9 protein-coding genes and 1 pseudogene are annotated in these 12,561 nt (G+C 68.1%); 4 read left to right on the top strand and 6 right to left on the bottom strand.

Annotation, left to right across the window (positions count from 1 at the left end):
* Position 1: 1 nt before the first annotated feature.
* Positions 2-346 (bottom strand): Lrp/AsnC family transcriptional regulator, encoded by a 345-nt coding sequence (locus C1746_RS23260; protein WP_414627975.1) that lies wholly within the window; start codon positions 344-346, stop codon positions 2-4.
* Between the two features lie 4 nt (positions 347-350).
* Here C1746_RS23260 and C1746_RS23255 point away from each other — a divergent pair.
* Positions 351-715: pseudogene (locus C1746_RS23255) on the top strand (RidA family protein); the annotation flags it as partial.
* Positions 716-732: 17 nt separating this feature from the next.
* Here the strand turns inward: C1746_RS23255 and C1746_RS18225 are convergent.
* The 4 genes from C1746_RS18225 to paaK form a co-directional block, all read right to left on the bottom strand.
* Entirely contained in the window at positions 733-3,465 is a 2,733-nt protein-coding gene (locus C1746_RS18225) for a choice-of-anchor B family protein (RefSeq protein WP_116716173.1), read from the bottom strand.
* A 112-nt stretch (positions 3,466-3,577) separates the two neighbouring features.
* Positions 3,578-4,243, bottom strand: a complete 666-nt coding sequence (locus C1746_RS18220) for a hypothetical protein (protein WP_162867918.1) — start codon at positions 4,241-4,243, stop codon at positions 3,578-3,580.
* A 116-nt stretch (positions 4,244-4,359) separates the two neighbouring features.
* Positions 4,360-5,061: a fasciclin domain-containing protein gene (locus C1746_RS18215; protein ID WP_116716171.1), complete on the bottom strand. Its 702-nt coding sequence runs from the start codon at positions 5,059-5,061 to the stop codon at positions 4,360-4,362.
* Between the two features lie 222 nt (positions 5,062-5,283).
* Entirely contained in the window at positions 5,284-6,588 is a 1,305-nt protein-coding gene (gene paaK / locus C1746_RS18210) for a phenylacetate--CoA ligase PaaK (protein WP_116716170.1), read from the bottom strand.
* 221 nt (positions 6,589-6,809) lie between these two features.
* Here paaK and paaZ point away from each other — a divergent pair, with 221 nt between their 5' ends.
* From paaZ to C1746_RS18195, 3 genes are all read left to right on the top strand, one after another.
* Positions 6,810-8,849: a phenylacetic acid degradation bifunctional protein PaaZ gene (paaZ, locus tag C1746_RS18205; RefSeq protein ID WP_205711979.1), complete on the top strand. Its 2,040-nt coding sequence runs from the start codon at positions 6,810-6,812 to the stop codon at positions 8,847-8,849.
* 137 nt (positions 8,850-8,986) lie between these two features.
* Complete coding sequence (locus C1746_RS18200) at positions 8,987-9,661, top strand: alpha/beta fold hydrolase (protein ID WP_162867917.1); 675 nt, start codon at positions 8,987-8,989, stop codon at positions 9,659-9,661.
* 83 nt (positions 9,662-9,744) lie between these two features.
* On the top strand, positions 9,745-11,529 hold the full coding sequence (locus C1746_RS18195; RefSeq protein ID WP_116716167.1) for an acyl-CoA dehydrogenase: 1,785 nt from the start codon (positions 9,745-9,747) through the stop codon (positions 11,527-11,529).
* 87 nt (positions 11,530-11,616) lie between these two features.
* Here C1746_RS18195 and C1746_RS18190 read toward each other — a convergent pair whose 3' ends face one another.
* Complete coding sequence (locus tag C1746_RS18190; RefSeq protein WP_116716166.1) at positions 11,617-12,561, bottom strand: hypothetical protein; 945 nt, start codon at positions 12,559-12,561, stop codon at positions 11,617-11,619.

Raw genomic sequence — 12,561 nt, 5'->3', positions numbered from 1 at the left:
GTCATCGTCTCCTCAGCGCCCACGTCCTCGACGAGCTGTGCCAGTGTCCGGTCGAGGTCGGCGATGTCTGCCGCCGCGACTCGCAGCTCGTAGTCATGGGGCGCCCGGTGACATGAACTGCGTCCAAGATCGATTGCACGTCGAGGAGCGCCGCATCGGCCTCTGCCTTGGAGACACCGCGGCGCAACCGCATGTCGACGAACACGAGAATCGGTCGACCGACTGCGCTGGGATCCAACTCGACTGTGAACCGACGGATCAGCCCTGAGGCTCTCAGGCGTCGGAGACGTTCGGTCGTCGCGGAGACACTGAGCGGGAGGTGATCGGCAAGCTGCGTCGCCGTCACCCGGCTGTCGCTCGTCCAGCAGCGGACGATTTCACGGTCAATCTGGTCCCACGCGGTGGAGGTGAGCGCCCCCAACCGCACCGTCTACGTCGCGGGGACCATGGGGCTGCATCCGAACGGGGAGGCACCCGCCGACCTCGACGAGCAACTGCGCTTGGTCTGGTCGAACATCGCCCGGATCCTGAGCGCCGCGACATGTCCTTGGACAACGTCGTTCGGGTGACGTCCTACCTGACCACGCCGGAGGATGCGGAGCGCAACGCTGCGGCACGCGTCCGGGCCCTGCGCGGGCGACTCGTCCCGACCACGGCGGTGGTGGTGACCACGCTGGACCCGACCTGGCGGGTCGAGGTCGAGGTGATCGCCGCCGCCTGGTGCTGGGCGGATCAGTCGATGCCGAGCAGGACACCGGCGGCCGTGCAGGCCGTAGTCGATGTCAGGGTGCCGCAGACCAGGTCAGTCCCTCCGTCCGTCAGGTAGACCGTGGTCTCGGGCGGGATCACGTCGTCAGCGGTGAGCACGATCGGCCGCAGTTCCTGGCTGGCGTACAGCGCTGCCGGGAAGGCATCCGTCCAACCGAACTCAGCGGCCCCGTCAACGAGGATGTTCGCTGCCGCGTCTGCAGCAGTGTCAGCACCTCGTGCAGCTGCGATCGCCGTGGCGGTCCCGGCGCGGTTGGGCCCTTCGGTCCTCGTCACGGTGATGCCAGCGCTCTCCAAGGAGCTGACCACGTCGGCACTGATCGCCGCCTCGCCACCGATGACGACGACATTGGTGACGCCGTGTGCCCCCAGCCACGCCGATGTCGGCGCGCTGAGCACGTCGGTCTGGGTCAGCAGAACCGGGATCGTCGCCTCGGCAGCCCACCCACCGGCAGCCAACGAATCGGCGAACGCCTGCGTCGGGTCGCCGTCACCGTCGCTCGGGTAGGCCCGGGCGAGCATCACGGTGTCGGTTGGTGTGTCCTCGGTGATCTCGTCCGCAAGGTCGACTGCCGTCTCGAGACGGGTCGGGCCCTCAACTCGGTCGACGGTGTCGACCACAGCAGCGAGATCGGTCGCCACCTGCGCGGACAGGGCCACCTCCCCACCCAGGATGATCGCGCGGGAAGCGCCGAGTCGTTCGATCTCCGCTGCCACGTCTGCGTCCAGACCCTCGGTCCCGGTCAGCAGCAGCGGGGCGTTCAGGGTGCCCTGGGCCCCGCCCGACGCGAGCGAGTCGGCGAACAGGTCATCGCGGCCGATCAGGACCACGTCGGCACCGCCGTCAGGGAAGGCCAACTCCGACCAGACGATGGACCGGTCCGGTGACTCCTCCTGGGAAGGCAGGACGGTTGTGGTGGGCTCATCAGGTCCGGGGTCGGAGGGGTCCCCGGGGCCCGAGGGCTCGCCGGCGTTCAGGGTCAGCGGTGCCGAGTCGACGGCGGCGCTGCCGTCGTCGTAGCTTCCCCGCACGAAGACGGTGCTGTCGCCAGGCGGGAGGTTGCTGGTGTCGATGGTCGGGTTGATGCCGGTTGCATCGTCGTACTCACCGTCGCCATCGATGTCCCAGGTCAGATTCAGCGCCTCCGCGTCCATGGAGCCCGAAGCATCCAGGGTGATCTGGTCACCGACGTCACCGGCGTACGGACCGCCTGCGTCGACGGCGATGGGCCGCAGGATGAACAGGCCGCGGTCGATCGATGAGACCGCGACCACGCCAGGCTGGGCGGCGTAGGGCCAGTTGCTCCAGGTACCGGGGAAGTCATCGGTCGTGACCACGCCGTCGGGGTCACGGCCGTCGTCCTCGGGGAACATGTCGAAGAACCCGACTTCCGTCAGCTCGCCATCTGCGACGCCCACGAGGTCCTGGACCCGAAGTCCGTTGGTGTAGTTCGACTGGGTCATGTAACGACCCTCGACGTACATGTTGTGGTCGATGCCGACGTGGCCGAGCTCGACGGCCTCGACCAGCACAGGGGCGTCCAGATCGCTGACGTCCCAGATGCGCGTCACCGTCTGGTTCGACCCATCGGTGTTGGATTCCACGATCTCATCGAGCTCGTCGCCGTGGAGGAAGTGGGCATGATCCTGGGTCAACCATCCCTGGTGGCTGTACCCCTCGAGGTCGTACTCGACGTTGGACAGGATGAGCGGATTCGACTTGTCGGTGACGTCCACGATTGACAGCGTGTTGATCCGCTCCTCGGCTGCGAACAAGGACGGCATCGGACCGATGTCCCCCTCCACAGCGGTCGAGTTGAGGCAGATCTCGCGGCCGGTGTAGTCACTGTCCGGACCGTCGTAGATGACGCACTGGGTGTCGTGGACGTACCCCTGTGCTCCAGCACAGCCAGCGAACGTCGGGTTGGCGGGGTCGGAGATGTCGACCATGTGCAAGCCGCCGTTGCTCTCCGGTGCGTTCTCGATCGCCCCGTCGTCACCACACGAGCGCGTTCCGACGATGTAGGCAAACCCGGAATCGGTGTTGATGGCGATGTTGTGGGAGCTGCCGACGGGCTCGCTGGAGGTGCCGGTGTACAACGCGGTCTCGGTGAACGTGACCGGCGCAGCAGCTGGATCGACGTCCCGCAGCTGAGTCAGGTCGAACACCTGCATCCCGTGACCGAGGTCCTCCGACACCACGAATGCGTGATCGGCGTAGACCTTGATGTCGCGCCAGAACGGCGAGTTGGTGGCCGTGGCCGTCGGAAGCTGGCCCAGCACGACAGGAGCTGTCGGATCGCTGAAGTCGACGAACGTCGTGCCCTCGATCCCTCCGATCAACGCGTAGTCCTTCCCCGTCTCACCGTCCGTCCAGCCCCAGATGTCGTTGACGAAGGAGAATCCGAGGTCGCCAGGCGAGACGTGGCCCAGCAGGTCCACGTTGTTGCAGGCGAACACCTCCGTCGCCGTGTCCACCGTCACGGTCGCCTCACCCTCGACGCAGTTGGCGGCCGGCATCGACTGCACATCGCGCTGCGACATCGAAGCCTGGATGTGGGTGTACTGGTGGAACTGGGAGAGCCCCGACCCCTGGCTGACCCCTTGGGAGAGTTCGGTGAGCTCCGCGATCGCACCGGGTGCGGCGACCAGGAACACCCCGGCGACGATGAGGAACAGGATGGAACGGCGTGTCATGGAGTCTCGCTTCCGCGTGGATGTGTGGCCGGACTGCGCGCTGCGGCTTCTCCGGCGAATCCGGGCAGACCCTCGCAGGTCACCACCCGCTGGGCAAGCAAGTCGAAGTGATCTAGGCGCAGTCCCGGCAGTACTCGTCGCCGTCGGGGAACAGCGACGGCGCGCGCAACAGGCCGCAGGAGGGGCACAGGCGGTCGGGCACCACCGTCTTCTTCGGTGCGCTGGAGGCCCGGGAGGTGGCTCGCCGCCGAACCGTCGCGGTACGGGATCGGCTGGGAACGTCGGTGGCCGGCCGCCCGAGGAGGTCGTCGACCTCACCGGCCAGGCGCTGCCAGCGCGTCTGCTCGGGAAGCTTGCGAATGCGGTGGCGACCCTTGGTCATCGCAGCGACCAGGAGTTGGTCGGCTTGGTCGCTGGCCAGACGACCGAACCACCGCGTCGGACGTTGTTGGTGATGTGAGCCACCCGCCGGGGCATAGCGATATGGACCGGTGATCTCCCCGAACAGCAGATCACCGGCAGTGTGGTCGAGGACCACGACCGTGTCACCGGCCGACATGCGGTCGGCGAACATGCGCAGGTCCTTGATCTGGTCCTCCGGCTTGGCAAGTCCCGCAGCCTCGAGATCCAGGTACACCTGCGCGTCCGAGCGCGCCGAGAGGTCGCCGGTCAGATCGGCATCCCAGCCGAAGCTGACCATTCCTTCGGCGACGAAGTCGCGAGCGTGGGAGCCGCGGCGCGGCAGGCGGATCATCCAGCAGGTCGATTCGGGGCTCACCGCCACAAGTCTGGCACGAGGTGATCGCCTGCCACACACCAACGGCCATCCCTCCGGAGAGTGGGATGGCCGTTTGCGAGGTCCTCAGGGAGTTGGACCTCTGGAGTCCGGGTCAGCTACTCACCCGCGACGCTCGGAGGCACCAGGACGGTGTCGATCAGGTGCACGGTGGCGTTCGCCGTCTGGATGTCGGGGACGACGATCTCGGCCTGACCGGCGACGGTGGTGCCCTCGACCGTCAGGGCCTCCTCGGTGAAGGTGGTGTACTCACCAGCGATGTTCTCGGACCCGACCTGTTCGCCGGGGATCACGTGGTAGCCCAAGACGGAGGTCAGGAGGCCGGCCGGATCGGCCAGTGCAGCCTCGAGCGTCTCCTGATCGAATTCAGCGAAGGCGCAGTCCGTCGGTGCGAAGACAGTCAGTGCGTCAGCGGAGTTCAGGGTGTCACCCAGTCCAGCTGCTCCGACCGCGGTGGTCAGCGTGGTCAACACGGGGTTGTTGGACGCGGCCGTGGCGACCGGGTCGTCGGTCATACCGGCAACCGTGCCCTCCTCGGCACCGCCTTCGACGGCTGCGAGGATGGCGTCAGCGTCACACGCCTCTGCGGAGTCGGTGACCGCCGCTTCGGTCTCTTCCATGGCACCGTCGTCCATGGCCTCGGTCTCTTCCATGGCACCGTCGTCCATGGCTTCGGTCTCTTCCATGGCCTCGTCAGTTGGCTCGGCGTCAGACGCGTCGTCCTCGGCGGCGCAAGCACCGGCGAAGAGGGCGAAGACGAAGAGCAGCGCAAGGCCGCGCAACTTGAGTGGGGATCGCATGAGGGGTGTCCTTCGTGTGGGGGATGGGTTGTTCGGAGCAGGCTCGTGCCGGCCCCCTTCGGCGTCGGAGCAATGGCTGAGCCGTACTCCCAGCATCACCGTGTCTGGCATCCCAAAACGAGGCAGACCCGTCCAGCGGGTCGGGTAATCGCCTGCATCCGCCGACGCTTCGGTTCCGAACGCGAGGTCAGCCCAGCGTCGGCGCCACGCCGGGCGGGTCGGTCAGTGCCGGTTGTCGATCAGTCGCTGCGCCTTGCCCATCGACCGGGGGAGACCGCCCGGATCCTTGACCTCGACCTCCACCGTGACGCCGACTCGTTGCTTGACCGTGGAGGCCAACCGACCGGCGACCGCCCGGGCCGCCTCCGGCGAGAGCGTCTCCCGGGACTCGGTCATGACCGTCAGCACATCCATCCGGTCCGGCTTGGTCAGCACGCACTGGAAGTGCGGGGAGAGAGCGTCGATGTCGAGGAGCAGCTCCTCGATCTGGCTGGGGAAGACGTTTACACCTCGGAGGATGATCATGTCGTCGCTGCGGCCCGTGACCTTCTCCATCCGTCGCATCGACGGCCGGGCAGTCCCGGGCAGCAGCCGTGTGAGGTCGCGGGTTCGGTAGCGGATGATCGGCATGGCCTGCTTGGTCAATGAGGTGAAGACCAACTCCCCCTCCTCGCCGTCCGGTAGCACCTGGCCGGTCTCGGGGTCGATGATCTCCGGATAGAAGTGGTCCTCCCAGATGTGCAGACCGTCCTTGGTGTCGACGCACTCCTGGGACACACCAGGCCCGATCACCTCCGACAGCCCGTAGATGTCGACCGCATGCATGTCGACGGTGTCCTCGACCTCCTGGCGCACCGCCTCCGTCCACGGCTCGGCGCCGAAGATCCCGACCTGCAGGCTGGTCGACGCCGGGTCCACGCCCTGCCGGCGCATCTCGTCGATCAGTGCCAGCATGTAGGACGGCGTGACCAGGATGACCTCGGGCTCGAAGTCCTGGATCAGCTGGATCTGCCGCTCGGTCATGCCCCCGCTCACGGGGATGACGGTGCAACCCAGCCGCTCGGCGCCGTAGTGGACACCAAGTCCACCGGTGAACAACCCGTACCCGTACGCGACGTGGACGCGCATGCCGGGCCTGACCCCAGCTGCACGGAGCGACCGGGCCACCACGTCGGCCCACATGTCGATGTCCTCGGCGGTGTAGCCGACCACGGTGGCCTTCCCGGTGGTGCCCGACGAGGCGTGGATCCTGGAGACCTGATCGCTTGGGACGGCGAACATGCCGAAGGGGTAGTTGTCGCGCAGATCGGTCTTGACGGTGAAGGGGAAGCGGGACAGGTCGCCGAGCGTCCGGCAGTCCTCCGGACGGACGCCCACCTCGTCGAACGCCCGGGTGTAGTGCGGCACGTTGGCGTAGACGTGCGCAAGCGTCGACTGCAGACGTTCGAGTTGGAGCTCGCGCAGCTCGGCCGTGGACGCCCGTTCGATGGGATCCAGGGTGTCGGGGTCCGGGGTGAGGTCGTTCATCGGGGGTCCAGATGTCGTGTGACGGGAATCGGCCGACCAACATCCTAGGAATACGACGTCCTCTGTGGCCAGCGGTGCGTCTCCTGCGCATCTACTGGAGGAGTTGCACGGGCTCTGCGTCGTACGCACACCACGAGCACGCCTGGCACCACGACTATGATGCGCCCCTCCACCCGGCCCGCCCCTCACCGGGCCCGTCCGCGACCATCAGGAGAAGAGCCGTGCTGACCCTGCAGAGCTACGTCGAAGGTCGCTGGGTCACCGGCGACGGCGAGCAGACCCTGATGCGCGACGCCGCCACCGGCACCCCGGTCGCGGTTGCCTCCTCCGATGGCCTCGACTTCGGCAGCATCTTGGACCACGGGCGGACCGTCGGCGGGGCCGCCCTGCGCGCCATGACCGTCCACGAGCGTGCCGTGGCCGTCAAGCTGATGGCACAGGACCTGATGGCCCGCCGTGAGGACTTCGCCGAGTTGTCCTGGTCCACGGGCGCGACCACGGCCGACCGCCAGTACGACGTCGAGGGCGGGTTCCTCACCGCTCGAGCGCTCTCCTCCGCCGCCCGGCAGGCCCTGCCCAACGGTCACGTCATCCACGACGGCCCGCCGGTCCAGCTCAGCCGCGACGGGTCCTTCGTCGGGCAGCACGTCTACACACCCCGACAGGGTGTGGTGGTGCAGATCAACGCCTACAACTTCCCGGTGTGGGGGATGCTTGAGAAGCTCGCCCCGGCGCTCATCGCCGGCATGCCCTCGGTCGTCAAGCCGGCACCGCAGACGGCCCAGCTGACCGAGGCCGTGGTGCGGCGGATCATCAAGGCCGGCCACCTGCCCGACGGAGCCATCCAACTCGTTGTCGGGGAACCCGGCGACCTACTCGATCACGTGACCAGCCAGGACGTGGTCGCCTTCACCGGGTCGGCCGCCACAGCCCGCACGCTGAAGGCCCACCCGTCGCTCCTGGCCAGCGGCGCGACGTTCAACGCCGAGCAGGACTCGCTCAACTGCGCGATCCTCGGCCCTGACGCCGGTCCCGGAACCCCCGAGTTCGAGCTGTTCTGCGCCGAGGTCGTCGGCGAGATCACCGCCAAGGCCGGCCAGCGCTGCACCTGCATCCGTCGCGTCATCGTGCCGGACGCCCTCGGCGATGCGGTCGCCGAGGCGCTGCTCGACCGGTTGGGCGACACGGTCGTCGGTGACCCGCGGGACCAGACCACCACGGTCGGCCCACTGGTGACCACAGCCCAGCGTCAGGCCGTGCTGGAGGCGGTGGAGGCCCTGTCGACCCATGCCGAGGTGCTGACCGGCGATCCCGAGAGCCCCTCGCTGCAGGGCGACGTGGACCAGGCCGGGTTCCTCGCCCCAACCGTCCTGCGAGCCGCCGATCCGTGGGCCGAGCCACTCCACACCGTCGAGGCGTTCGGTCCGGTCACGACCATCATCGGGTACGAGGACGTGGACGAGGCGGTGGCGTTGGCCGCCGCCGGGGACGGAAGTCTGGTCGGCTCGCTGTTCACGACCGACCGGTCGGTTGCCGCGGCCGTCGTCGGTGGGGCCGCTGCCCACCACGGGCGCATCCACATGGTCGATGCCAGCGTGGCGAAGAGCCAATCCGGCCACGGCACGCCCATGCCGACGATGGTCCACGGTGGCCCGGGTCGTGCCGGCGGCGGTGAGGAACTCGGTGGGGTCCGCGGGATCTTCCACTTCATGCAGCGCACGGCGCTGCAGGGCCCACCGGCGCTGATCACGGCGGCGACGGGCACCTGGCTGCCGGGCGCTGAGGCCCGCTCCCCCGAGGTGCACCCGATGGCCATGGATCTGGAGTCCGTCCAGATCGGCGATCAGGTCACGATCGGCCCTCGCGAGGTGACCTTGGCGGACATCGAGGCCTTCGCCCACTCGACCGGCGACCACTTCTACGCCCACATGGACGCGGATGCGGTGGCCGACCACCCGTTCTTCGAGGGTCGGGTTGCCCACGGCTACCTGCTCCTCAGCTGGGCGGCCGGCATGTTCGTCCACGCGCCCAAGGGGCCCCTGCTGGCCAACCAGGGCCTGAACGACCTCCACTTCGGCGTGCCGTTCTACCCGGGAGATGAGATGACGGTCACGCTGACCTGCAAGCAGAAGTCCCCCCGGACCGACCAGCCGTACGGAGAGGTCCGCTGGGACACTCGGATCTCCAACCAACGGGGCGAGGAGTGCGCCAGCTACGAACTGCTCACCGTGGTCGCCAAGCCAACAGGGGCTGGCTCCTGACGCCCGGCCATCATGGCGGGGCAGGAGTGCGTGACCTGCTGACGCAGTACCTCACCCCGGTCGATCCACCCAGGCGCGTTCGGGAGTCCCGGCAGCTGGAAGGGGCCGATGAATCGGTTCTGCATGTGGGCGATCACATGGTCCGTGTCCGAACCATCGGTGCTGGGCGGACGGTGGAAGCCGGCCGGACCGTCCTGGCCGCACACGGCTGGTCCGGCGGATCCGATCAGCTGGGGTTCATCGTGGCCGCCCTCGTCGACGCCGGCATACGGGTCATCCTCCCCGACCTACCCGGACACGGTCGGACGCCCCCGTTCCACGCCGATGGGACGGCGACGTTCGGGGACTTCGCCCAGGTCATCGGCGCCATCGCGGCCGCCCATCCGCTGCACGCCATCGTCGGCCACTCCGGTGGTGCGCTGGCCGCCCTGATGGCGATGCGCGATGGCGCCCACGCCGATCGGTTCGTGGGCGTCGGCATGCTGCCCAGGCTGCGAGAGTCCGTGGATCGCTTCCTCGACCGAGTCGAGGCCACCGCCGAGGAGCGGGCCACGTTCGAGGCCGACGGACGGAGCCGGTTCCCAGGGGATGTGTACGCCTGGACCAACGCCTACCGCGCAACAGCCGATCTCCAAGTCGACGCACTCCTCATCCATGACGTCGACGACGAGGCGGTCCCGATCGTCGAGGTCCGGGCGCTCGCGGCGGCGTGGGTCGACGCAACGCTGATCGAGACCTCCCGGTACGGCCATCACCTCATCCTCCGACGGGCCGACGTCATCGCAGAGATAGCCGACTTCCTGGACCGCTGACAGGGCCGCCGCAGTTTGTTCTCCGGACCTGGCCCCGGGGTACATTCGCGGGGACCCCGAGATCCTTGGAAGAGTTCAGACCCATGAGCTATCGCGCCCCTGTCAAAGACATGATGTTCACCCTCGAACACGTGGCCGGCCTCGACGAGATCGCCCAGATCGATGCCTTCGCTCACGCCGAGTCCGACCTGGTGGAGGGGATCCTGCGCGAGTGCGGCCGCTTCTGCTCAGAGGTGGTCGCGCCGACCAACGAGGACGGCGACATCCAGCACTCCCGCATGGTCGACGGCGGCGTCACCACCCCTGAGTCGTTCAAGGGGGCCTATGACTCCTACGTGCAGTCGGGCTGGGGTGCGCTGCAGTTCCCCGAGGAGTTCGGCGGTGGCAACTTCCCGACCGCGGTCGCGACGGCGGCCAAGGAGATGATCACTGCCGCCAACATGGCCTGGAGCCTCAACCCGCTGCTGACGACGGGTGCCGTGGTCGACCTGCTCGAACACGGTGACGACTACCTGCAGCAGACCTTCCTGCCGAAGATGGTCACCGGTGAGTGGTCGGGCACGATGAACCTCTCCGAGCCACAGGCCGGCTCCGACGTCGGCGCCCTGACCACCAAGGCCGTCCCGAATGACGACGGCACCTACGCGGTCACCGGCACCAAGATCTGGATCACCTGGGGCGAACACGACCTGACCGAGAACATCTGCCATCTGGTCCTGGCCCGACTGCCGGACGCGCCGGTCGGCACCAAGGGCATCTCGCTGTTCCTGGTCCCCAAGTTCCTGGTCAACGACGACGGCTCGTTGGGCGACCGCAACGCGGTCCAGGTCGTCGGCGTCGAGGACAAGCTGGGCATCAACGCCTCCCCCACCTGCGTGATGGAGTACGACAACGCCGTCGGCTACATGGTCGGCGGGCCCAACCAGGGCATGCGGCAGATGTTCACGATGATGAACGACGCCCGGCTCGGCGTGGGCGTGCAGGGCCTCGCGATCTCCGACCGGGCGTACCAGATGGCCGTGGACTACGCCATCGAACGGCGGCAGGGACTCGCGCCCGGCGACGAGGACACCGAGAAGGGTCAGTCCCGCATCGTGGCCCACCCGGACGTCCGTCGGATGCTGCTCACCATGCGCTCCCAGATCGAGGCCATGCGGGCGCTGACCTACCGCAACGCTGCCGCGCTGGACCACGCCCACCACTCCCCCGACGAGGCGAAGGCCGAGTACGAACGGAAGATGGCCGACCTGCTGACCCCGCTCAGCAAGGCGTGGTCGACCGACCTCGGCGTGGAGTTGACGTCCATCGCCATACAGGTCTTCGGCGGCATGGGATACGTGGAGGAGACCGGTGTTGCCCGTCACTTCCGTGACGCCCGTATCGCACCGATCTATGAGGGAACCAACGGGATCCAGGCTATGGACCTCCTGGGTCGGAAGCTGCCCATGGACGGCGGCGCCTACGTCAAGGGGTTCATGGCCGAGATGCGCGAAGTCGCCGAGAGCCTGGATGACGAGGCCTATGGAGCCATGGGCTCTCAGCTCGTCAAGGCGCTTGACACGGTTGAAGAAGCCACGACGTGGCTGATGGCCAACCGCACCGACTTCTCCGCGTCCTTCGGCGGCGCGACCCCCTTCCTGCGGATGTTCGCGACCACCGTCGCCGGGTACCTCCTGGCCGTCGGCGCCAAGGCGGCGCAGGCCAAGATCGAGGCGGGCGAGGAGGACCCGTTCTACGCGGACAAGCTGACGACGGCCCGCTTCTACTGCGACAACATCCTCCCCACGGTGCACGGCCTGCTGGACGCGACCACGGCCGGTGCGGACGACCTGTTCGCGATCGACGCCGACCGGCTGCAGTCGGCCTAGGAGCGACGACGGCGAAGGGGCGAGCCATCCGGCTCGCCCCTTCGTCTGCACTCACAGTGGAATAGGCACCACGTGACCAGCGGGTGATTACGGTCCGAGCTCGGGCTCCGACGTGCCGCCATCCTGGCCGATCGTGTTGTCGATATCGGTGCACGGCACGCCCAGCTCGTAGTCGCCTGCCGATGCCCCTGGCCCGCCGTCGCTCGGTGCGAATAGGCTGTTGGACTCGATGCACTCCTCGGTGGGCGTCGGATCAGGATCGGGGGTCCCCCCGCCGCCGCTGCCGCCACCGGTGCCGGGGGTCGCCGTGATCGGCGGAAGCGTCGCCGGGGTCGTCGGCGTCACCGGGGCTGCCGTGGGCGAGGGCTGTGTCGTGGGCGTCGGGGTCGTGGTCGTCGCGGTTGGCGTCGTCCCGACCGGGGTCGCTGCGGTCTGCGTGGTGGCTGCGGAGGCCACGATGATCTCCGCGTCCTCGCAGAGGAGGAAGTGGCGGACGTCGTCGCCGTTCACCTGCAGGTGGACGTTCGCGACGCGGTCGGCGACACGGAGCAGCTGTCCGTCGTAGGTGAAGGACACCACCATGGTCTTCAGGCCCTGGCCGAGATCCCGGCCGGCAAGCGGCCCACTGACCATCGTCCAGCCGGTGTCGGACTCGATCGAGCCCTCGACGAGCTCGTTGGACTCCGAGAAGCCGACCGGGATCTCACCGTCGAACCACGCCTCACGGCAGTCATCCACCGTGTAGGTGAGCAACGGATGGTTGTTCGCCACCACGAAGGCCAGGCCGGCCTCCGCACCAGCGGCAAACGCCGCGTTGCGGGCATCCCAGTAGTCCTCGATGGCCTGGATGTCAGCCTCGGTCGTCTCCTCCGGCGGCATCGCCGGTTGCGTGGTGACGACCGGGAGGACGACGGGGGCGGCGTCGGTGGCCGGCGGCTCGGACGAGACGCAGGCCGTGGCCAACAGGCCGACGACTGCCATCAGGACAGCGGAGCGGAGGCGGGCGGGCAGGGAGTGCTTGGGGCGGTTCAT

This window comes from Euzebya tangerina, from assembly GCF_003074135.1.
Classification (GTDB): Bacteria; Actinomycetota; Nitriliruptoria; order Euzebyales; family Euzebyaceae; genus Euzebya; species Euzebya tangerina.
The sequence above is the reverse complement of the archived record's forward strand: the minus strand, read 5'-3'. Positions and strand labels throughout refer to the sequence as shown.